23 protein-coding genes are annotated in these 22,480 nt (G+C 45.8%); 18 read left to right on the top strand and 5 right to left on the bottom strand.

Annotation, left to right across the window (positions count from 1 at the left end; genetic code table 11):
• The first annotated feature begins 38 nt into the window (after window positions 1–38).
• From mlaD to murA, 5 genes are read left to right on the top strand one after another with little or no spacing between them, the layout of a single operon-like run.
• On the top strand, window positions 39–512 hold the full coding sequence (gene mlaD, locus KFE26_RS08380; RefSeq protein WP_028759401.1) for an outer membrane lipid asymmetry maintenance protein MlaD: 474 nt from the start codon (window positions 39–41) through the stop codon (window positions 510–512).
• Window positions 513–523: 11 nt separating this feature from the next.
• Window positions 524–1,186 carry a phospholipid-binding protein MlaC gene (locus tag KFE26_RS08385; protein ID WP_105251397.1) on the top strand — a complete coding sequence of 221 codons (663 nt, stop codon included), beginning with the start codon at window positions 524–526 and terminating at the stop codon, window positions 1,184–1,186.
• Complete coding sequence (locus KFE26_RS08390; protein WP_105251398.1) at window positions 1,183–1,467, top strand: lipid asymmetry maintenance protein MlaB; 285 nt, start codon at window positions 1,183–1,185, stop codon at window positions 1,465–1,467. The genes KFE26_RS08385 and KFE26_RS08390 overlap by 4 nt, the downstream gene beginning before the upstream one ends.
• A 19-nt stretch (window positions 1,468–1,486) precedes the next feature.
• Entirely contained in the window at window positions 1,487–1,744 is a 258-nt protein-coding gene (locus KFE26_RS08395) for a BolA family protein (RefSeq protein WP_006086065.1), read from the top strand.
• A gap of 9 nt (window positions 1,745–1,753) precedes the next feature.
• The gene (gene murA, locus KFE26_RS08400; protein WP_105251399.1) at window positions 1,754–3,013 is read left to right on the top strand and encodes a UDP-N-acetylglucosamine 1-carboxyvinyltransferase; all 1,260 of its coding nucleotides are present in this window, start codon (window positions 1,754–1,756) and stop codon (window positions 3,011–3,013) included.
• Window positions 3,014–3,110: 97 nt separating this feature from the next.
• Here murA and degS read toward each other — a convergent pair whose 3' ends face one another.
• Together degS and degQ are read right to left on the bottom strand one after the other, a co-directional pair.
• Complete coding sequence (gene degS, locus KFE26_RS08405; protein WP_212600141.1) at window positions 3,111–4,193, bottom strand: outer membrane-stress sensor serine endopeptidase DegS; 1,083 nt, start codon at window positions 4,191–4,193, stop codon at window positions 3,111–3,113.
• A gap of 115 nt (window positions 4,194–4,308) precedes the next feature.
• A complete protein-coding gene (gene degQ, locus KFE26_RS08410) occupies window positions 4,309–5,661 on the bottom strand; it encodes a DegQ family serine endoprotease (RefSeq protein WP_212600142.1) in 1,353 nt (450 codons plus the stop codon).
• Window positions 5,662–6,073: 412 nt separating this feature from the next.
• Between degQ and zapE the strand changes: the two genes are divergently transcribed.
• From zapE to rlmB, 8 genes are all read left to right on the top strand, one after another.
• The gene (gene zapE, locus KFE26_RS08415; protein WP_168825494.1) at window positions 6,074–7,186 is read left to right on the top strand and encodes a cell division protein ZapE; all 1,113 of its coding nucleotides are present in this window, start codon (window positions 6,074–6,076) and stop codon (window positions 7,184–7,186) included.
• 290 nt (window positions 7,187–7,476) lie between these two features.
• Window positions 7,477–7,905 carry a 50S ribosomal protein L13 gene (gene rplM, locus KFE26_RS08420; protein WP_105251403.1) on the top strand — a complete coding sequence of 143 codons (429 nt, stop codon included), beginning with the start codon at window positions 7,477–7,479 and terminating at the stop codon, window positions 7,903–7,905.
• Between the two features lie 14 nt (window positions 7,906–7,919).
• The gene (gene rpsI, locus KFE26_RS08425; protein WP_006083052.1) at window positions 7,920–8,312 is read left to right on the top strand and encodes a 30S ribosomal protein S9; all 393 of its coding nucleotides are present in this window, start codon (window positions 7,920–7,922) and stop codon (window positions 8,310–8,312) included.
• Window positions 8,313–8,450: 138 nt separating this feature from the next.
• Window positions 8,451–8,639, top strand: a complete 189-nt coding sequence (locus KFE26_RS08430; protein ID WP_212600143.1) for a DUF2065 domain-containing protein — start codon at window positions 8,451–8,453, stop codon at window positions 8,637–8,639.
• A gap of 72 nt (window positions 8,640–8,711) precedes the next feature.
• Window positions 8,712–10,007 carry an adenylosuccinate synthase gene (locus KFE26_RS08435; RefSeq protein WP_212600144.1) on the top strand — a complete coding sequence of 432 codons (1,296 nt, stop codon included), beginning with the start codon at window positions 8,712–8,714 and terminating at the stop codon, window positions 10,005–10,007.
• A 112-nt stretch (window positions 10,008–10,119) separates the two neighbouring features.
• Window positions 10,120–10,776 (top strand): flagellar protein MotX, encoded by a 657-nt coding sequence (gene motX, locus KFE26_RS08440; protein WP_105251405.1) that lies wholly within the window; start codon window positions 10,120–10,122, stop codon window positions 10,774–10,776.
• Between the two features lie 39 nt (window positions 10,777–10,815).
• Window positions 10,816–13,239 (top strand): ribonuclease R, encoded by a 2,424-nt coding sequence (rnr, locus tag KFE26_RS08445; protein WP_212600145.1) that lies wholly within the window; start codon window positions 10,816–10,818, stop codon window positions 13,237–13,239.
• Window positions 13,240–13,980 (top strand): 23S rRNA (guanosine(2251)-2'-O)-methyltransferase RlmB, encoded by a 741-nt coding sequence (gene rlmB / locus KFE26_RS08450; protein WP_028759536.1) that lies wholly within the window; start codon window positions 13,240–13,242, stop codon window positions 13,978–13,980.
• A gap of 148 nt (window positions 13,981–14,128) precedes the next feature.
• Here rlmB and KFE26_RS08455 read toward each other — a convergent pair whose 3' ends face one another.
• Window positions 14,129–15,571 carry an MFS transporter gene (locus KFE26_RS08455; protein WP_212600146.1) on the bottom strand — a complete coding sequence of 481 codons (1,443 nt, stop codon included), beginning with the start codon at window positions 15,569–15,571 and terminating at the stop codon, window positions 14,129–14,131.
• Window positions 15,572–15,813: 242 nt separating this feature from the next.
• Complete coding sequence (locus KFE26_RS08460) at window positions 15,814–16,557, bottom strand: YdiY family protein (RefSeq protein WP_212600147.1); 744 nt, start codon at window positions 16,555–16,557, stop codon at window positions 15,814–15,816.
• Window positions 16,558–16,770: 213 nt separating this feature from the next.
• On the opposite strand from KFE26_RS08460, the gene rpsF reads away from it, so the two are divergent.
• From rpsF to rplI, 4 genes are read left to right on the top strand one after another with little or no spacing between them, the layout of a single operon-like run.
• Window positions 16,771–17,166 carry a 30S ribosomal protein S6 gene (gene rpsF / locus KFE26_RS08465; RefSeq protein WP_105251410.1) on the top strand — a complete coding sequence of 132 codons (396 nt, stop codon included), beginning with the start codon at window positions 16,771–16,773 and terminating at the stop codon, window positions 17,164–17,166.
• 8 nt (window positions 17,167–17,174) lie between these two features.
• Window positions 17,175–17,480 carry a primosomal replication protein N gene (gene priB / locus KFE26_RS08470; protein ID WP_105251411.1) on the top strand — a complete coding sequence of 102 codons (306 nt, stop codon included), beginning with the start codon at window positions 17,175–17,177 and terminating at the stop codon, window positions 17,478–17,480.
• 12 nt (window positions 17,481–17,492) lie between these two features.
• Window positions 17,493–17,720 carry a 30S ribosomal protein S18 gene (gene rpsR / locus KFE26_RS08475; RefSeq protein ID WP_006083042.1) on the top strand — a complete coding sequence of 76 codons (228 nt, stop codon included), beginning with the start codon at window positions 17,493–17,495 and terminating at the stop codon, window positions 17,718–17,720.
• Window positions 17,721–17,756: 36 nt separating this feature from the next.
• Entirely contained in the window at window positions 17,757–18,209 is a 453-nt protein-coding gene (gene rplI, locus KFE26_RS08480) for a 50S ribosomal protein L9 (protein ID WP_113939970.1), read from the top strand.
• A 533-nt stretch (window positions 18,210–18,742) separates the two neighbouring features.
• Here rplI and KFE26_RS08485 read toward each other — a convergent pair.
• Window positions 18,743–20,941 (bottom strand): S46 family peptidase, encoded by a 2,199-nt coding sequence (locus KFE26_RS08485; protein ID WP_212600148.1) that lies wholly within the window; start codon window positions 20,939–20,941, stop codon window positions 18,743–18,745.
• 125 nt (window positions 20,942–21,066) lie between these two features.
• On the opposite strand from KFE26_RS08485, the gene dnaB reads away from it, so the two are divergent.
• Window positions 21,067–22,473 carry a replicative DNA helicase gene (gene dnaB / locus KFE26_RS08490; RefSeq protein WP_105251415.1) on the top strand — a complete coding sequence of 469 codons (1,407 nt, stop codon included), beginning with the start codon at window positions 21,067–21,069 and terminating at the stop codon, window positions 22,471–22,473.
• Window positions 22,474–22,480: the final 7 nt, after the last annotated feature.

Raw genomic sequence — 22,480 nt, forward strand, 5'->3', positions numbered from 1 at the left:
GACACAGGTTAGATGGATTAACAGAGTGGTAGCTGAACATGTTGACACGAAAAATTGAATTATTAGTGGGTGTGTTTCTTTTAACAGGATTGGCCGCTTTTTTGGTCTTAGTCTTTAACGTCGCCAATATTGAAGTGAAAAGCAGCGATAGCACTTATACCATACAAGCCAATTTTACCAACATTGGTGGTTTGAAGGTGCGTTCGCCAGTCAAGGTTGGCGGTGTTGTCGTTGGCCGAGTGAGCAGCATAGATTTAGACCCAGTTAAGTTAGTGGCTGTGGTCACATTAGTGATGGACAAGCGTTACGATAAATTCCCTGAAACCAGTAGTTTAGCCATTTTGACTTCGGGTTTGTTGGGCGAACAATTCTTAGGGTTAACACCGGGTTTTGTCGACGATGATGTCAGTATGCTGAAAGATGGCGATAAGATTGACGACACTCGCTCGGCATTAGTGTTGGAGGAGCTGATTGGTCAGTTCTTATATAGTATGGGTTCGAAGGATAAATAGGGGTTACCGCTATGTTTAAAAACTTATCTCGTTTTTTATTGCCGTTAGTGATGGTTTTAGGGGCAACGAGCGCAGTCGCCGCTGATGTGGTTGTCGATACGACAGATCCGTATGCCATGGTGAAAGCCGTTGCCAATAAAACCTTCGATCGTTTTCACAAAGATAAAGCATTAATCGACGCAAATTCAGACCATTTAAAGGTGATTGTGCGTGAAGAACTCATGCCTTATGTCGATTATAAATACGCTTCTTATAAGGTATTAGGCCAATATCTTAAGGATTCAACCGAAGAGCAACGCAATCGTTTCGTCAATGCTTTTGAAGGTTATTTAATCTCTACTTATGCTCAAGCCTTTACTGAATATACTAATCAAAAAGTGGAATTCTCACCTGGGATTGATTTCAGCAAAGAGAAAATGGTCGATGTAAACGTGCAGATCATCGAAGCCGGTCGCCCACCGATTAAACTGTTGTTTAAGGCGCGCCGTTTAAAGGATGACTCATGGAAGGCATTTGATTTAGTTGCCGAAGGTGTGAGCTTACTGTCTTCTAAGCAGTCGGAAATCTCTAATCTAATTCGCCAACAGGGTATCGATCCAGTGATTAAGATGCTCGAAGATCGCACAAAAGAGAAAGTGGTCATGAAGGCTAAATCAGGGAAGTCACAGTCGTGATTGAATTTGTGCAACAGGGGACAGTTTGTCATCTCAAAGGGCGCATAACCCAAGCCGATGTCATTACACTTTGGCCACAGCGGCAACAACTGCTAAATGAGTCAACCCAGATATTGTCTCTGTCTGGGCTCGAATACAGTGATAGCGCTGGCATGGCATTTTTGCTGGCGTTAGTGCGTGAACATCGCAGCCAACTTGTATTGAGTTCTGCTTCACCACAACTTAAAAAACTAATTGATTTATATGATTTAGATGCCTTCTTTACCGAAGAAGCGCATTGAGAATAGGGTAATAGATTTCATGGAATGCAGCTTAATCGAACAGATTTTACGTGATGCGTTAGGGCTTGAAGAAGTTCACGCTAGCTCGGATGGTAGCCATTATAAAGTGATCGCCGTAGGTGAATGCTTCGATGGTATGAGCCGAGTCAAACAGCAACAAGCCATTTATGCACCGTTGACGGCACACATTGCCAGCGGTGAATTACATGCATTAACGATCAAAACTTTCACGCCGACTCAATGGAAACGCGAAAAAGTTTTCAACATGCCTAGCTAGTGAGGAAAAGTGGATAAACTAACAATTCAGGCAAGCCCCCCGCTTGCCGGTGATGTGATTATTTCGGGTGCTAAAAATGCAGCTTTGCCTATTCTGATGGCGGGTGTATTGGCTGAAACCGATTTTGTGGTTTCTAACGTACCCAATCTGCGTGATGTGAGTACGAGCTGTAAGTTATTACGCTGTCTCGGCGCTGAAGTTACTGAACTCGGTGACGGACAGATCCGCATTTCTACCACTAATCTGAATGAGTTTTGCGCTCCCTATGATCTAGTGAAAACCATGCGTGCTTCTATCTTGATCTTAGGGCCGTTATTGGCTCGTTATGGTACTGCTGACGTGTCATTGCCTGGCGGCTGTGCCATTGGCGCAAGACCAGTGAACTTGCACTTACATGGCCTCGAAATGATGGGCGCCAAGATTGAAGTGAAAGAAGGTTATATCAAGGCCCGTGTTGATGGTCGTCTTAAAGGCGCACATATCTTTATGGACATGGTGAGTGTTGGTGCCACCGAAAACTTACTGATGGCCGCAGCATTGGCCGATGGCGAAACCGTGATTGAAAACGCGGCCCGCGAACCTGAAGTGATCGATCTCGCTAATTGCTTAATTGCCATGGGTGCAAAAATCACTGGTGTAGGCAGTGCGACATTGCGTATCCAAGGTGTTGAGCGTTTACAGGGCTGCAATTACCGAGTCATGCCAGATCGTATCGAAACCGGTTCATTTTTGGTGGCCGCTGCGGTGACCCGTGGTCGCATTCGTTGTTTAAAAGCCGATCCTGCTTCACTGGAGTCGGTTATCGCAAAACTTGAAGATGCAGGCGCGACGATTACTACGGGCGAAGATTGGATTGAGCTCGATATGCAGGGTAAACGTCCGAAGGCGGTGAATATCAAGACGGCACCTTATCCTGGTTTCCCAACCGATATGCAGGCGCAGTTTTGTGTACTCAATGCCTTAGCGCAAGGCACGGCAACCATAACTGAGACTATCTTCGAAAATCGTTTTATGCATGTGCCCGAACTTATCCGTATGGGCGCTACCATGGAGCTTGAAGGTAATACCTGCATCATTCAAGGGATTGAATCTTTAAGTGGTGCTCAGGTAATGGCGACGGATTTACGTGCGTCAGCGAGTCTAGTGATTGCAGGCTTAGTGGCCGATGGTAAGACGATTGTCGATCGTATCTATCACTTAGATCGTGGCTATGAGCATATTGAGAATAAGTTTCAAGGTTTAGGCGCACAGGTTGTGCGTATTCAGTGATCTGTTACTGACTTAAGCTAATTTTGAATCATTAAAAAACCAGCTAAAAGCTGGTTTTTTGTTTTCTGCAGTTGAGCTCGCAATGTTGAGTGACGCTCTAGTTATCGATCACAACCTTCTCATCGATAATCACAGGCAACTCTTGTTGTTTACCTTGGCGTATCACAGTCATCATCACTTTCTTACCCGGTGTGGTTTCAGCGATGCGGTCCATTAGCATTTCAACGCCTGGCACATCTTCACCATCGTATTTAATAATCACATCCCTTGGCATTAGCTGGGCACGGGCCGCTGGGCCATTTGGATCGACACCCATAATGACTACACCTTTTAAATCGGGCAGATTGAGAATTTGTGCAATGACAGGGTTGATAGGTTCACCTGAAATACCCAAAGCACCACGGATCACGCGGCCGTTTTTAATCAACTTACCCATAATGCTGTGGGCTAATTTAATCGGGATAGCGAAGTTAATCCCATGGCCGCCGCCTTCTTCACCCACTTGGAATGCTGCGGTATTGATACCAATAAGGCTGCCGTTAGTGTCAATGAGTGCGCCACCCGAGTTACCCGCATTAATCGCTGCATCGGTTTGTAGGAAGTCTAAGTAACCTGAACTTAAGCCGTTACGCCCCGTGGCACTGATGATGCCTTGGGTAATGGTCTGGCCTAAATTGTAGGGATTACCAATAGCTAGTACGACATCACCGACTTGAGGCGGACTGTCGAGATTAACGGGGACAATTGGTAAGTTATCGCCTTCAATTTTAAGTACCGATAAATCGGTTTCAGGATCGAAGCCAACCACTTCAGAGGTAAATTTGCGTCCATCTTGCAGGGCGACAACAATCTCATCGGCCTTCTTAATGACATGATAATTAGTGAGAATATAACCTTCTTTACTCATTATCACCCCAGAACCTAGACCTTGAAGTGAGCCTGAATTAAGCGGCCGATTCTGATCTATGCTGAGGCTATAAATATTGACAACAGCAGGAGCTGCACGGCGTACCGCCTTGGCAAAGGATAGCTCGACTGTGTTGTTGGCACGGGTTTGTAGCAGACTACTACCGAGGGATTGGTTATCGAAATAACGTGTCACCAATAAAAACATGGCCGCCATGATAAGGCCGAAAAGGGTGGCTTTACCGAGATATAACAGAGTGTCTTTTATAGTCATGGCAGGATGGATCTAGAAAAAGGTGAGTTAGATTAACATGTTTAATCGATGTAAGCATAGGGAACCTAGGCTCCCTATGCTTATCTGTGGCAGAAAAAATGGCCTATTTTGTCGATTAACGTAGGACTAAATACAACATGCTCTTATCACGCATTATCTTCAGTGCAACGGCACCTTCTTGATCTTTAAGTTGTGTTTTCAGTGTTTTAAGATCTTTAATCGCAGTGCGGTTAATACCGACAATTACATCTCCTTTTAATAAGCCACTCATGGCCGCGGGTGAGCCTTGTGCGACATCGGTAATTTCAATGCCCTTAGATGAGTTTTCTAAGGACGCACCTTGCAGCATAGGATGCACGGCACCAGCTGCTGTTTCACTGGTTTGGCTCGCTTCACCTAAGGTCACTTTAACTGTTTTCTTATCACCGTCACGGATGAGTCCTAACTCAACGTTAGCACCTGCACCCATAGTAGCGACTTTAGCCCGCAGTTCTTGGAATGACTTAATACCACGGCCATCAACGCTGATGATAATATCACCTGCTTTTATACCGGCCTTCTCTGCGGCACTGCCCTTGGCTACTTCATTCACGAAGCCACCGTGTTGAGTGTCTAAACCGAAACCTTGGGCGAGTTGGCTATCGAGATCACGTCCCGAAATACCTAATACACCGCGGCGTACTTCTCCGTGTTCGGCAATTTGTGCCACGAGGTTTTTCACCATATTAGCTGGGATGGCAAAGCCAATACCGACGTTACCGCCGCCCGGTGCTACGATTGCGGTGTTAATCCCAATTAACTCGCCGTTAAGATTGACGAGTGCGCCACCCGAGTTACCACTGTTAATCGCGGCATCGGTTTGAATAAAGTTTTCCAGCATTTCAATGCCTAAGCCGCTCCGGCCTAAAGCACTAACAATGCCCGAGGTGACGGTTTGACCTAAACCGAAGGGGTTACCAATGGCAACGGCAAAGTCACCTACGCGTAAATCATCGGAATCAGAGGCTTTGATTGCGACGAGATTTTTTGCTTCAATTTGCAATAATGCGATATCTGACTCTGAGTCAGTACCAATCAGTTTTGCTTTTACTTCACGGCCGTCATGAAGACCAACTTGAATATCATCAGCACCGTCAATCACATGGTTGTTCGTGACGATATAGCCTTTTTCTGCGTCAATAATCACGCCTGAGCCTAAGCCTCTAAAAGGACGTTCTTGCACTTGCTCTTGTGGCGCATTAGGGCCGAAAAAGTAACGGAAAACATCAGGTACTCTTTGCTTAGAAACATGAGTCCCCGTTACCGCTACTGATACGACTGCGGGCGTCGTACGCTCAAGCATAGGCGCAAGACTTGGAATGGATTGTCCCTCAACCGTCTGTGGAATGGCGGCCTGTGAGACGACAGGCATTATAGTCAGGGTCGCGGCTAACATTGCGGCTGAAAGTACAGATAATTTTGTTTTCATCTATTCATAACTCCAAATAAGGGTTGAAAGATCTGGATGTAATGCATCAGCAATCGTGCGAGTGCCAGATCAAATCTGTATCGGTACCGGCTATTTGCCTAGGTAATCACTCTGACTCGCACCTTATTGAAAAAGTTCATTATATTAATAAATGTTAATTTTTTTAGCCTATTTTGTCGGCTGTTTTATACTTGTTGCTGAACAGAAATCTGTGGGCGAGATTAGGATTTTTCAAGCCCTAATATCAGTGGATTTTGCCGATTAAAATGACCTACAGCATAGATGCTTATTAGACGTTTGTATGCAGTTTAGCGTTAAGGTAAAAGTCGTATTCTGCATTAATATATCCTGCGTCATATTGGCCGTGCTAATATCGTCACAGTTTTAATAAAGGACATAAGAGAATTTAAACGTGCCTCAGTTAAGCCCTTGGCAGCATTATCAAAAAGATCTTACCCGTGACGGTTTTTCCCATGATCCGGCTCAAGAAATTGCCGTTAAGGCGTTACAACGCGTCTATGAAGACTTAACTACGGCAGAAGAGCCGAGTTCTATTGTTGGGAAATTGTTTAGCGCATTAGGCTTAAAATCGGCACCAGCATCACCTAAAGGCCTGTATCTTTGGGGCGGAGTTGGACGCGGTAAAACTTACCTGATGGATACTTTTTTTGATGCCTTGCCTGGTGAACAAAAATTGCGGGCTCACTTCCATCGCTTTATGCATCAATTGCATTTAGATTTGGACGAGTTAAAAGGCGTTCGCGATCCTTTGTTGGTGATTGCGAAAAAGATGGCTGCAAAATATCGCGTTATCTGTTTCGATGAATTCTTTGTCTCTGATATTACCGATGCCATGTTATTAGGTACGCTGTTTCAAGCGTTATTTAAAGAAGGCGTTGTGCTGGTTGCAACCTCGAATATTATCCCCGACGACTTATATAAAAATGGCTTACAGCGCGCACGTTTCTTACCTGCGATAGCCCTAATTAATCAACATTGTGAAGTACTCAATGTGGATTCTGGCATTGACTATCGATTGCGTACCCTTGAGCAAGCAGAGATTTATCATCATCCGTTAGATGCACAAGCTGATGCCAATCTGATACGTTATTTTAGTCAGTTAGCGCCTGAGTCTGAGGTGCTTACTGGTGACATCGAAATAGAAGGCCGCAGTATTAGTATTCGGCAGCAGGCGCAGGGCGTATTGTTGGCCGATTTTAGAGCGCTCTGTGATGGTCCACGAAGCCAGCGTGATTACATGGAACTTGCGCGGATTTATCACACTGTTCTCGTGAGTGGCATAGAACAAATGGGCGCCTTTTTGACTGGCGATGACATCGCCAGACGTTTTTTAGCTATGGTCGACGAATTTTACGAGCGCAATGTAAAGCTGATTGTATCGGCTCAAGTGCCACTCGAAGATATTTATGCCGATGGTTTGCTTAACTTCGAATTTAGGCGTTGCCGTTCACGCTTAATTGAGATGCAATCCCACGATTATTTAAAAACCGAACACCTGCCGTAACCCAGTAGTGTAAGAGTTTTGCATTAGCTGCGGCCTTAAATCACCAGAGGCTTGTTAATCCTTAGGATGACAAGTCCGATTGGTCGATATTTTATAATTTTTATCAAAATATCAGGTGATTTTTAACTCAGCTTTGTCTATACTCCGCCACCTGCCCACGTTACTCCGCCAATTGGGCGGAAGTTGTAAGCCGAAGTCGGTGCTCGAAGGGGTACTAAAAGGCAATTTTGTGTTGTTTGCAAATGCAGACAGCATGTGAGACAGAAAATTAACTTTGGGTTTTTGTAATAATGAAGACTTTTACTGCTACACCAGAAACTGTAACTCGTGACTGGTTCGTCGTCGACGCAGACGGCAAAACTTTAGGTCGTATCGCTACTGAAATCGCTGTCCGTTTACGCGGTAAGCATAAGCCAGAATACACTCCACACGTTGATACCGGTGATTACATCATCGTTGTTAATGCTGAAAAAGTGACTGTTACTGGTAACAAAGCGAAAGGCAAAACGTACTACTCGCATTCAGGCTTCCCTGGTGGCATTAAGCAAATCAGCTTTGAAAAGCTGCAAGCGCAAAAGCCAGAAATGATCATCGAGAAAGCAGTTAAGGGTATGTTACCAAAAGGTCCTCTGGGCCGTGCCATGTTCCGTAAACTGAAAGTTTACGCTGGCGCAGAACATAACCACACTGCACAACAACCTCAAGTTCTTGATATCTAAACGGGATTAAGCAAATGGCTGCAACTCAGTACTACGGCACTGGCCGTCGCAAAACCTCTACAGCTCGCGTTTTCGCTAAAGCAGGTAGTGGCAACATCGTTGTAAATCAACGTCCTTTGGATCAGTATTTTGGTCGTGAAACTGCTCGTATGGTTGTTCGTCAACCTTTAGAGTTAGTTGAAATGACTGACAAGCTGGACATCTATGTAACTGTTAAAGGCGGTGGTATCACTGGCCAAGCAGGCGCAATCCGTCACGGTATTACCCGTGCTCTGATGCAATTAGATGAAGCACTGCGTCCATCACTACGTTCTGCTGGTTTCGTTACCCGTGACGCTCGTAAAGTTGAGCGTAAGAAAGTGGGTCTACGTAAAGCACGTCGTAAGCCACAATTCTCTAAGCGTTAATTCGTTTTTGGAATATCAAAAAACCCAGCCTGTGCTGGGTTTTTTATTGGCTAAAAATTGACGGTATAAGAAAACTCTTTGGTTGGAGTATGCTGATATACAATAAATTTATATTAAGCGAGTGAGTTTGAGGTAAGCATGACTTTTCAGATTTTTATGCTAGCAGTGGCACTTGTGTTGGTTTTGGAAGGCCTTGGGCCATTATTATTCCCAAATAAATGGCGTCGTTATTTAAATGAACTCTCCCATCAAAATCAGCAAGTTATCCGGCGACTTGGTGGGGCATTAGTCACGGCTGGAGTCGTTCTTTGGGTTATTTTTGCATGAAAAATAGCCTGCTTGCCCTTATTAACTAAGATCTGTTAAAATTCTTTTTTAACCGCAACCTTGCAGCAAATAATGGGCAAAAACGTAGTTGTTCTCGGCACCCAATGGGGTGACGAAGGAAAAGGTAAGATTGTCGACCTTCTAACAGAACAGGCAAAATATGTAGTTCGCTATCAAGGCGGCCACAATGCTGGTCATACCTTGGTTATCGACGGTGAAAAAACCGTTCTTCATCTGATCCCATCGGGTATCTTGCGCGATAATGTGAAATGCATTATTGGCAACGGTGTGGTGCTTGCACCTGATGCCCTGATGAAAGAGATCAACATGCTGAAAGATCGTGGAGTTCCTGTTGAGGAACGTCTGTTGATCTCTGAAGCGTGTCCGCTGATCCTTCCCTTCCATTGTGCCCTTGATATTGCCCGTGAAAAAGCGCGCGGTAATAAAGCTATTGGTACAACTGGCCGTGGTATTGGACCTGCGTATGAAGACAAGATCTCTCGTCGCGGTCTGCGAGTAGGCGACCTGTTCAATGCTGAACTGTTTGCTGAAAAGCTGAAAGAAGTTATGAAATACCATAACTTTATGCTGACAGAGTACTATCAAGTCGAAGCGGTTGATTACGAGCAAACGCTAGCAGATGCTTTGGGTATGGCCGATTATCTGAAGAGCATGTGTGTTGATGTGACTGAACTATTGGATACTGCGCGTAAAGCCGGTGAGCCAATTCTGTTCGAAGGCGCTCAAGGTACATTACTCGACATTGACCACGGAACATACCCATTTGTAACCTCTTCAAATACCACTGCTGGTGGTGTTGCGACGGGTTCTGGTTTTGGTCCGCGTCACTTAGACTATGTCTTAGGTATCATGAAGGCTTACACCACTCGCGTGGGTGCAGGTCCATTCCCAACTGAACTATTATGTGAAGTCGGTGATCATTTAGGTACTAAAGGTCATGAGTTCGGTGCGACAACGGGTCGTAAGCGTCGTCCAGGTTGGTTGGATGCTGTGGCAATGCGCCGCGCAGTTCAAATCAACAGTGTTAGCGGCTTCTGCTTGACTAAGTTAGATGTACTTGATGGTCTGAAAGAAGTGAAGATTTGTGTCGGTTATCAGAATCCTGATGGCACTATCTCTAAAGTCACTCCGCTGGCCGCTGAAGGTTATGAACTGGTTACGCCGGTTTATGAAACTATGCCGGGTTGGAGCGAGTCGACTTTTGGCGCGACATCAATTGAGCAACTGCCTCAAGCAGCGATCAATTATATCAAGCGTCTTGAAGAGTTATTAGAAACACCAATCGACATTATCTCTACGGGTCCTGATCGTAACGAAACCATGATTTTGGTTAATCCGTTCAATTAAGATCTGTTAAGGCCGTGTTTCACGGCCTTTTTCTCTGCTTCTTTATGCCTTTCTCTGTTTCATTCTGCGGTTAGAAATTCAGCTCAAGCTCAAGAAATAGGTTATACTGCCGATGCAAGTATTCATCCTACTGTCATTGAGAGTCGTTATGCTACGTACAGCACTCGTTGCGCTACTGCCTTTAGTATCTTCAATGTGCTTTGCTGAAACGCAGGCGGTGGATATTTATAGTCAAGATCAATTGCTTGATTTGATCCGTAGCAATCAATACTTAGCGAAAGTGAAACGTGATGATTGCCAGTTAGTCCAAGACATTGAGGCGCGAGCCCAAGTCTTAAAACAGCCTTTATATCAATTTCTTTGGGGCGAAATGCTCAATCATGGAACGTGTGTGAAGGCTAACCCTGTGAAGGGTATTGCTTTGTTACGTGACTCGGCCGAACAAGGTAGCTCAGAAGCGATGTTAAAGCTTGCCGAGTATTATCAGAGTGGGAAATTTGTCATCCGTAATAAAGACAGAGCAGTGCATTATTTACTGCCTGCGGCTGCAAGTGGCAGTTTATCCGCTCGTATGATGTTAGTTCGTTTATTTGGTGAAGGTTATGGTAGTCCTAGGGATTACGAGATGGCCTATCACTGGTTATATAACGATGTATTTGCGGATGAGGCGACTAAGAAAAAAGCCTTGTCTTTACTGCAGGTGTTAGCAGCTAAAATGCCCCCCAGTGCAGTGGCGCGGGCCCAGCAAGAACAGTTGCGAACCCGTTAAGTGGTCTCTTAATCTAGAGACACATTATTTGGATATTGAATGATCAAAGACCCTCATTTTGAGCGTGAACAGGATAAGTACGAAAACCCTATCCCAAGCCGTGAGTATATTCTCGATTACTTACGTTCTCAAAAATCACCTATCACTCGTGACAGCATTGCCGCGGCGTTAAACATCCAAGAGGAAGAACAACTTGAGGCCTTGCGCCGTCGCCTGCGTGCGATGGAACGCGATGGCGAACTGGTGTTCACTCGTGGGCAGAGCTATGGCTTACCCGAGAAAATGGATCTGATCCCCGGCACTGTGCTCGGACACAGAGAAGGCTTCGGCTTTTTCAAACCCGATGAAGGCGGTGATGACTTATTTATTTCGAACCGCGACATGCTGATGTATTTCCACGGTGATAAAGTGCTGGCGCAAAAAGCGGGCACAGATCGTCGTGGCCGTCGCGAAGCGCGTTTGGTTCGTCTGATCCAGCCGCGAAGTGCCGCAATTGTTGGCCGTTATCATGTCGATAGCGGTATGGCATTTGTCATTGCCGATGATAAGCGTATTACCCAAGAAATTTTAGTCGCGAATGAAGATCGCAACGGCGCCCGCCAAGGCGATGTGGTGGTGGTTGAATTAACGCGTCGCCCTGGCCGTTTTGTTAAGGCTGCGGGTAAAGTGACTGAAGTGCTCGGTAAGCAAATGGCGCCGGGGATGGAAATCGAAATTGCCCTGCGTAATTATGATTTACCCCATACTTGGTCACCTGTGATTGAGAAGAAACTGCGCCGTATTCCCGATGAAGTAACCGACGCCGATAAAGTCGGCCGTGTGGATTTACGTCATCTGCCATTAGTGACTATCGACGGTGAAGACGCTCGCGATTTTGACGATGCCGTGTATGCGGAGAAAAAAGCCGGTGGCGGCTGGCGTTTATGGGTTGCGATTGCCGACGTCAGTTATTATGTGCGTACCGATTCTGCCTTAGATACCGAAGCGCGTGCCCGTGGTAACTCAGTGTATTTCCCATCACAAGTGATCCCTATGCTGCCGGAGAAAATCTCCAACGGTCTGTGTTCGCTTAATCCCCACGTCGACCGTTTATGTATGGTCGCCGAGATGACCGTATCGGCTAAAGGTAAGTTATCAGGTTATAAGTTTTATCCGGCTGTGATGTATTCCCATGCCCGTTTCACTTATACCCAAGTGGCAGCAATGTTAGAAGGCGGCCCCATTGCGCCTGAGCACGAGGCTTTGTTCCCGCATTTGCAGTGTTTACAGTCATTGTATTTAGCGCTCGATGAGCAAAGGGCCGAGCGTGGTGCGATTGCGTTTGAAACCATGGAAACGCAGTTTATTTTCAATGAGCAGCGCAAGATTGATAAAATCGTGCCGCGTGGCCGTAATCAAGCCCATAAAATCATTGAAGAATGCATGATTTTAGCCAACGTATCTGCGGCTAAATTTGTGAAGAAACACAAAGGCGACGTGCTGTACCGAGTGCATGAAGCGCCATCTGAGCAAAAGTTGGCGAACTTTAAAGAGTTCCTTGCTGAGCGTGGTTTGACTATGCCTGGCGGACTTGAGCCAACGCCGTCAGATTACCAGAACGTAATGCTGCAAATTGCCGACCGCCCTGATGCTGAACTTATCCAAGTGATGTTACTGCGCTCTATGCGTCAGGCAATTTACACCCCGGATAATGAAGGTCACTTCGGTTTGGCTTTAGAAGAATATGCGCATTTTACCTCGCCCATTCGCCGCTATCCGGATTTAGTGTTACATCGTGTGATCCGTTATTTACTGGCGAAGGAAAGAGGCGAAGCTACTGAGAAGTGGACGCAGGATGGTGGCTATCACTATCAGCTCGATGAGCTCGACAAATTAGGCGAAGAGTGTTCGACCACAGAACGTCGTGCCGATGAAGCGACTCGCGATGTTAGCGATTGGCTCAAGTGCGAGTTTATGCAAGATCACGTCGGTGATACCTTTGAAGCTGTGATTGCCTCCGTGACCAGTTTTGGTTTGTTTGTGCGCTTAAATGAACTGTTTATCGATGGCTTAGTGCATATCTCAAGTCTAGGTAGCGATTACTACCAATTCGACCCTATGCGTCAACGTCTTATCGGTGAGCACACAGGTCAAGTTTATCAAGTCGGCGATCCTGTGACGGTTAAGGTTGCTGCAGTCAACTTAGATGACAGACAGATTGATTTGGTTATGCTGGGTGATGACGGCAAAGGTGGTAAGCGTAAAGCATCTGCCAGCCGTGATAAGCCGATGACAGCCCGTGAGCGCGTTAATCGTGAAGGCGCTAAGCAAGGTAAAGCAGGCAAAACCGCGGCATCTAGCGCCAAGGCTGAAACAGGCAAAACCAAACCTAAGGCCAAAGCTGGCACTAAAGCTAAAAAAGCAGCAGTAAAAGATCCGGCTAAAAAGCCAAAAGCCGCTAAGCGGAGCACGAGAAAGAAATAAATGAAAAAACAAGATATTATTTTTGGGATCCACGCAGTTGAAGCCCTGTTAAAACACAGCCCTGAGCGCATTATTGAGTTGTGGCTGTTACAAGGTCGTGACGATGAGCGCTTAACTGTGCTGGCCGATCAGGCAAAAGCCTTTGGAACGACGATTCAAGTCGCTTCTCGTAAAGCCTTAGATGACAAAGCGGAAAGCAGCCAACATCAAGGCATAGTCGCGCGCGTTAAAGCGGCGAAAGTATTGAATGAGCAAGATTTAGATGTGCTGCTTGCTAACACTGAGCAAGCATTCCTGTTGATCTTGGATGGTGTGACTGATCCCCATAACTTAGGCGCTTGCCTACGTAATGCCGATGCGGCTGGCGTACAAGGTATTATCGTGCCTAAAGACAATTCAGTTGGCTTAACTGCGACTGTGAGTAAAGTGGCATGTGGCGCTGCGGAAACAGTGCCTTTATTCCAAGTGACTAATCTTGCGCGCACTATGCGTCACCTGCAGGATAAAGGTGTATGGATTGTGGGTACGGCGGGCGAGGCAGATTGCGAGCTTTATCAAGCCGATCTTAAAGGGTCACTGGCGATTGCCATGGGTGCGGAAGATAAAGGTTTACGCCGTTTAAGCCGTGAGTCTTGCGATTCACTGATCTCTATCCCTATGGCCGGAAGTGTGTCTAGCTTGAACGTATCGGTTGCGACCGGTATTTGCTTATTTGAAGCTGTGCGTCAACGCCGCAGCTAATACGCTCATGCAAGTCTGATATCGCACATGCGGTATCAGGCTTGCAGTAACGACTTGTTGCAGTAACTATTTGTTGTAGTTAGCACTTGCAGTAATAAAAAGACCGATTAATTTTAAACAGTTAATCGGTCTTTTTTTGTTGGCCTTTTTATGTCAGTGCTTTGTCTAGGTTAACCTGATGGCTATCGGCTTCATCCGTTAGAACGGCTTCTGGCTCTGCTTGTTCGATATCGAAACTGAAGGCGAGTTGCTCCTCATCACTGTCATTTTCGTCGATAATATCGTCATCGACGCCATCAGCCCCTAAATCATGCTCAGATTCATCTAGGTTAGCACTGGGCGTCATATGCTCTTGAATCGATTCAACATCAACCCTTGGGTCAAGCGCCGCCGCCAGTGGTGAAGAGACTAGGTCGCCCGTCGCCATTATGTAATCTTGGGTGACATTGGTTTCGACTTTTTGCTGCGAATGCACGTAACGTAGCCGCACAAACAGGATCAAGGTACAGGCAGACATAAAGCCATATAACATGCTGTTGCCAAGCCATTGCATCAACGTTGAGGCGATCAGTGGACCGATACTAGCCCCTAAGCCGAAGGTTAATAAGATGGTGGCAGATAAACCGACCCGCTCATTCTGTTCGACTCGTGAGTTAGCCAGTGCCGTAGCGAGTGGATAGAAGGTGAAACCTAAAATACCAAAGAAGAATGTCATCACCAGCGAAATCACCGGATGATAGGGCGTTAAGGCGATGGCTAAGGCTAAGATGCCGAGTAATATGCAGTTGATACGAATAAGGCGGCTGCGGGACATAATGTCGGACAGTTTCCCCATAGGCCATTGTGCCAGTAACCCCGCTAAAATCGTTGCCGTCATATAAGTGGCGACTTTTTCAGGCGGCAAACCTAAGTTACTAGCATAGGCGGGCGCGAGACCATAAAACGAACCCACTATCATGCTACCAATCGCGATGGTTGTGAGTGCCTGCGGCGCTTTTTTCCAGTAATGGGCAATTTTGAGTGGAGCTGGGACCAAAGGCGCAGGGTGAAGACGACGCGTGAGTGAAATCGGTACGATACAGAGTGAGAAACAAATTGCGATAAGCAGTAGTGGCTCTAGACCTAATTCGGGGAAGATACTGATTGCACCTTGGCCTAAGATCAAGCCGAAGTAAGATACGATCATATAACTCGCGAACACTGTGCCCCTTTGGTTACTTTCGGCTTGTTCGTTAAGCCAACTTTCTAACACCATGTATTGGCACATCATCCCCATGCCGACCACGAGTCTGAGGAGCAGCCAAACCGCTAGCTCATCCACGAGTGCATGGCCTAATGCCGATGCAGCGACTATGCCAGCACTGGCGACAAAGGCGCGGATATGACCCACTTGAGCGATAAGTCGATGACCAATCTTAGAGCCTGCCACTAGGCCAACATAGTAGGCCGACATCATGCCGCCAATCCATATTTGTGGCACATTCATCACTGAGAGCCTGAGCCCAAGATAGGTGGTAAGCAAGCCGCCGGCTAATACCATTAATAACGTGGTGCTATATAAAGAGGCGAAAGTGCGCAGCGGATTAGTCATATACAACTCCGAAAACACAAACTAGATTGATAATGAGGAGTGAGTATATCAGGGGTTAGTGTTTATGTTGTGTTGCAAATTGTTGGTAAATCTTGATTAATTGCGCATTTCTGCTCAAAAAATCACTGAATTATGTCGGAACAACTCAAGGGGATGCTTGTGAAGCATTCACATAGACGCCAGCCGAGTAGGCTGTGAGCGTCATGTTACTCTATGTATTTTTTCGTATTTTTTAAAAGGAGTTATCTAAAAGTGTAAAGCAAGTTGAAGGTGGTGATGGTATCCATGGGCTGGCTTCCTTCTGGTACCACTTCAGTGTATTTGATGTTCATACCGATCTTAAATGCCCAATCTTGGAACACCAGATTTTTATAGTTCATATCTAAGGTGAGGGTGTTGTTGTTCTCGCCCACTTCCGCGGTGAGATCGGCATTGAGACTGCTGTATTCCTGTAGTTTTTGAGAGAATTTGGCAGCGGTACGAAGAATGACATCTTTTTCGGCATCAGGGCTGGGGATGGTTATCGATTCTGCAGGTAAGTTATATCGATAACCTGGGCCGAACTCGAGACTGAGTTTTGTTTTATAACTACTGATAGCATTGAAACCGTAACCACTCGAAAGCGTTGATATTTGTGTGTAACTACCGAATTGATCCCAAGTAAAATCACCACGTCCGAAGACATAACCCTTAGTCAGTTTATAGTTCGATTGTAACTGTAGCTCATATTTTTCGGAGGTTGTTTGACTTTTTTCTGAGGCAAAATAGGCTTTTAGTGTGGCTTCTTGCTTGGTTTGCTTTGTATCGTAAATCAGTTGGGTTCGACCATTAAAACTGCTGGATTCGGTATTGCCTGTGTTCAGTTGCAAGCCAGCTTCGATTTCCGCGGTAAAATCGCTGGGCGGTTCCTGATAATCAGGTGGAACAAGCGCAAGCGCAGGAAATGAAAGGAAAAACAAACTGATTGGCGCAATAACTTTTAGCATTATGTTTTATTCTTGGTTAGCTGATTTCAGACGTCCGAATGTAGGCGAGCCGCCATCATACCTGTATTGATTGGCGAGGCAAAGTTATTGCTTGAGTTTCTGGCTTGCTTTCTGTACTATCTCGCGCTCAAATCAGTCACTATTTTTCGTTCCTTGCCTCCATTTGGTTTGACTGAGCCAATACCGAGGCTACATAACCGTAAGGAGCAATAAATGCGTCATTACGAAATCGTATTTATGGTTCACCCAGATCAAAGTGAACAAGTACCAGGTATGATTGAGCGTTACACAGGTGTTATCACCGAAGCTAACGGCACAATCCACCGTTTAGAAGATTGGGGCCGTCGTCAACTGGCTTACCCAATCCTTGACCTGCATAAAGCTCACTACGTTCTGATGAACGTTGAAGCTAAAGCAGAGACGATCGAAGAGCTAGAAACAGCTTTCCGTTTCAACGACGCAGTTCTGCGTAACATGGTAATGCGTACTAAAGTTGCCGTTACTGAAGCATCTCCAATGGCTAGAGCTAGAGATGAGCGCGATTCACGTCGTGGCCCAGCTGGCGAACGCTCATATGATGAAGCTCACGCTGAAGAAATCGCTGAGTAAGGTAATCTGTGACCACCAATAACTTGGTGTTGTCAGGAACGATAACTCGTTCAAGACGCTTTAAAAGCCCAGCAGGTATTGCACACAGTGTGATTATGTTGGAACACAAATCGCAGCGTTATGAAGCCGAAATGCTCCGCAACGTCTACGTACAAATTCAAGTGATATTGAGTGGCCCACGCTTTGAAAGCGTCGCAGAAGATCTGAAAGCAGGTGTGGAAGTACAAGTGCAAGGCTTTATGACGCTTCAACAGGGGCGTAATGGTCAGAACCGCTTAGTCATCCATGCCGAAAATGTCGAATTGAAAACTTAGGAGACTGTCAACATGGCACGTTATTTCCGTCGTCGCAAGTTCTGCCGTTTCACCGCTGAAGGTGTTGCAGAAATTGATTACAAAGATATCGTTACTTTAAAGAACTACATCACTGAAAGCGGCAAGATTGTTCCTAGCCGTATCACTGGTACTAGTGCTAAATATCAGCGCCAACTAGCTCGCGCTATCAAGCGTGCTCGTTATCTTTCTCTACTGCCATACACTGATTTACATCAGTAATTGCAGTATTCCTAATCGAATATAGAGGATTTGATAATGAACGTTATTCTGCTTGATAAAATCGCTAACCTAGGCAACTTGGGTGACCAAGTTACTGTTAAAGCTGGTTACGCTCGTAACTACCTTTTGCCACAAGGTAAAGCTGTTGTTGCTAACGAAAGCAACGTTAAAGTATTTGAAGCTCGTCGCGCTGAATTAGAAGCTAAATTAGCTGCTGAATTAGCTGCTGCTAACCTACGTGCTGAGAAAATCACTGCACTGGAAGCTGTTGTTATTGCTTCTAAAGCGGGTGATGAAGGCAAACTGTTTGGTTCAGTTGGCAACCGTGACATCGCTGATGCAGTGACTGCTGCTGGTGTTGAGCTGGCTAAATCAGAAGTTCGTTTACCATTAGGCGCTCTGCGTACTACTGGCGACTTCGAAGTTGAAGTTCAGTTACACACTGAAGTTAAAGCTGTTGTTAAAGTTTCTATCGTTGCAGAAGCTTAATTACTCCTTGCTTTAATCTTAAGAGAAACACCGCTTCGGCGGTGTTTTTTTATGGCTGAAATTCAGTATTTAGCTGTGGTCAATATGGTTTGATATTGGTTTGCGATGGATTAATACCAATCACATTAAATATCTAATCAGTTCAGAGCCTCACAGGCATCTCAATCCAAGGCGCATTGACGCAGAAATGGTTATTCCCTTTTAAGTCAATGCAACACGGGAGTGGGATACCTGTGAGGCTCCCGAAGGGCGGCTGATGTTAACGGCATGGCAAAGCGCTTTATACTGCGTTTAAGGCTTTCGACAGAGCACCACTATGCCTTCAAGCCTTCGCCTTGTCTAAAGCGCTTTGAACTCCCGCTGAATTAACAGATATTTAATACGATTGGTATAATGCGGCAAGTGATATGTCTACTCATTCAGTCTCAAAGCGTATCCGCCTTTAAAATACTAGCCCAAATAAAAGCCGCTCACTGTCATGACAGTGAGCGGCTTTTGACTAGATGGGTTAAATCCGTGTTTGGCTCAGAGTATTAATTTCTCACTAAATCCAATTCTTGGATTAAGTTATCGGCATGGTCCACTTCATCCATCATCCACAGGATATAGCGAATATCCACGTGCACTGCACGGGTGATGGTTGGGTTGAAGAACCAATCTTTAGTGATAGCTTCATAGGTTGAGTCGAAGTTAAGGCCCACTAACTCACCTTTTCCGTTGAAGACTGGTGAACCAGAGTTACCACCTGTGGTGTCCACGCTGGATAAGAAATTAACCGGTACTGAGTTAAATTCCTCTGGTTTATCTAAACAAGAGAAGAGTCTGCAAATCCAGCTTCGGGGATCTTGATAAACCGACTTCACCAGATGATCGCCAAAACGTTGTTCGCTAATCGCATCGAGGAGTTTTTTCGGCGCATTATAGGGCTCAACGCCTGTGTGTTTTGCGACTATGCCATCAAGACGAGTAAACGGCTGTTTATAGAGCGCATCACGTGATTGATAACCATCAACCATGCCATAGCTGATCCGTAGCGTACCGTTGGCGTCAGGGTAGACTGGCCAGTTGTTTGCTTTGTAGTATTCGATCACAGCCGCCATATAATCAGGGCGAGCACTAGATAGCTTGCCGTCTAAGATTTTTTCTGATTTTTCCTGTGCCATATTCGTGTCGTAAAGTGCTACGGCTAAACGAATAAAGGGATCTGCACTGGTTTCGAAAGCGCTAGCATCGGCATTCATCCACGCAAGGCGCTTAGCTTGGTCTGTGAGCGTAGTGAGTGAGTACAAACCATCGAGTTTAGCTGCGAGATCGGCATCTTTCGTGTTCACATTTAGCATCTCATCGAGTGCTGCTACGCGATTTGATTGGCTAAGGTAAGCATTTAAATCCTGTAGCCACAAAGTCTTATCAACAGTGACATCAAAACTTGAATCGATACGTTTAAGACGTGAGCTTAGCATAGCAATATCACGTTCTTGGTAGCCTTGCTCACGCTCGGCATCGGGCTTTTGTTTTTCTTTAGCAAGACGGTAGAGGCTGTTTGCTGCGGTTAACAATGTGCTAGATTGAGCATTGGTAAAGTAGTAATTACTTTGGAATGCTTGTTGTTGCTCGGCGAGTAACACTTCTAACTCAGCAATGAGATTTTGATTTAGCTTAGGGTTTTGTTTAAGCCAAGCTAAAAAATTATCTTCACGGCTTTGCTTAATGCCAATGATATCCGTTGCTTTAAAACCCGCTAATAGGCCGTTGAGTTTCTTCATCCGGTTGGCCATTGAGGCCATATTACCTGCGTACTTAATGGCGATATCGGCATCTTTTTGTCCCATAGCCTCGATAGTATCAATCTGTAATTGATAGCGCTTAGCTTGGGTTGGGTACAACCAATCACTGGCAAATTTAAGTTCACTGGTCAGATTGTAACGGCTAGTCGTGCCTGGGTAACCCGCCACAAACACGCCATCACCGGCTTTTACGCCATCGGCATTGACCTTAAGGTAGCTCTTTGGTTGGTAAGGAATGTTATCGTCGCTATACGCGGCAGGTTTGCCATCTTTACCCACATAAGCCCGTAGGAAGGCAAAATCACCCGAATGGCGTGGATATTCATAGTTATCAATATCGCCACCATAGCCCCCAACACTTTCAGGTGGTGCGTAGACTAAGCGCACATCGCGGATCATCAATTGCTTGATTAAGTAGTATTCTAAGCCGTTATGGAAACTGCGCACATTACAACGATAGTTAGCATCGGCTTCACAGCTTTTGATGAGCGCTTTACTGTGATTTTGGATGTCTTCGTAACGACTTAGCGGGTCTTGGCTGAGGTCTTTATTGATTTGCGCGGTGACATTGGTCACTGCTTCTGTGATGTATAAACGTTCGTTAGGACCGGCAGAGGGTTCCTTGTCCATCGATGTTGCTAAAAAGCCTTGTTCTAGGTAGTTATGCTCTTGCTTAGTGTTATATTGTATCGCCTTGTAGGCACAATGGTGGTTTGTCACAACTAGCCCTTGGGGGGAGACAAAACTGGCGGTACAATAGCCCAGCCCAACCACGGCGTTCATTGGATAACTTGTCAGATCGGTCAGTTTTTCTGCCGGAATATCGATTCCGCGTTCACTGAGTTTGTCTGCAATTGAAGGCATTTGATAAGGTTGCCATTGTCCTTCGTCGGCAGTTGCTATGCCGGATGTCAGTACTAAGGCCGCAACCAATGCAATACGCATGTTCTTTCCTTATTGATTGTTAGAGTGTCCGTTGGAATGAAATAACAGGCGAGTGTAAACATCCTGTTTGCTTGACGCGGGTTTTATATCATATTTTGTTAAGTTGTTGGAAATCGGGAGCGTTAATGTCACAACAAGGTGCTTTTAAGCCTAAAAGTAAGCCAAGAGATTTGCAGCTTGATGGACTCAAGCTGCCACCGCATTCAATTGAGGCTGAACAATCGGTATTAGGCGGCTTGATGTTAGATGCCGAAGCGTGGGACAGGGTAGCTGAGGCTGTCGTAAAAGAGGATTTTTACTCTCGCTCACATAAGATGATCTTTTCTGCCATGCACAGATTGGTCGATTTAGGGCAACCGATCGATTTGATCACTGTTTCTGAACAGCTCGAAGTTGAGAATCAATTAGAAGATGCCGGCGGTTTTGCCTATTTAGGTGAGATTGCGAAAAATACCCCAAGTGCGGGTAACATTTTATCCTACGCCGAAATCGTCCGTGAACGCGCCGTAGTGCGTGACATGATCCGCGTCGCACATGAGATTGCCGATGCTGGCTATAACCCAGAAGGTCGGGACTCGGGTGAATTACTCGACCTTGCTGAGAGTAAAGTATTTAAGATCGCCGAGATGCGAACCAATGCTAATGAAGGTCCCGAAGGCATTAAAACCATTCTGGAAAAAACCGTCGATAAGATTGAGCAGCTTTATAACAACCCCCATAACGGTGTGACTGGAGTTTCGAGCGGCTTTAACGATTTGGATAAGATGACCGCTGGTTTCCAGTCTGGCGACTTGATTATCGTTGCGGCGCGTCCTTCTATGGGTAAAACCACCTTTGCGATGAACTTGTGCGAACAGGCCGCAATGAATGAAGATAAACCCGTACTTATCTTCAGTCTCGAGATGCCGTCAGAACAGATTATGATGCGTATGCTGGCCTCCTTGGGTCGTGTTGATCAAACCAAAATCCGTACTGGTCAGCTCGATGATGAAGATTGGGCGCGGGTTTCATCGACCATGGGGATCATGCTTGAGCAAGGCAAAATGTATATTGATGATGGTTCGGGATTAACCCCGACAGAAGTCCGTAGCCGCGCGCGTCGTATCGCCCGTGAGTACGGTGGTTTATCTATGATCATGATAGATTATCTGCAGTTAATGCAGGTGCCCGCCTTAAAAGATAACCGTACCTTAGAAATTTCTGAAATTTCACGCTCGCTGAAAGCATTAGCCAAAGAGTTGGAAATCCCGATTATTGCTCTGTCGCAGCTTAACCGCTCGCTCGAACAAAGGGCCGATAAACGTCCTGTTAACTCGGATTTACGTGAATCAGGCGCTATCGAGCAAGATGCGGATCTCATCATGTTTATTTATCGCGATGAAGTGTATAACAACGATTCTCAAGATAAAGGCACGGCAGAAATCATCATTGGTAAGCAACGTAACGGCCCCATTGGTCGGGTGCGGCTCACTTTCCAAGGGCAATTTTCGCGTTTCGATAATTATGCTGGGCCGCAGTTTGAAGAAGATTAATTGACGT

Origin of the sequence: Shewanella sp. M16, assembly GCF_018224605.1 — a bacterium.
Classification (GTDB): Bacteria; Pseudomonadota; Gammaproteobacteria; order Enterobacterales; family Shewanellaceae; genus Shewanella; species Shewanella oncorhynchi.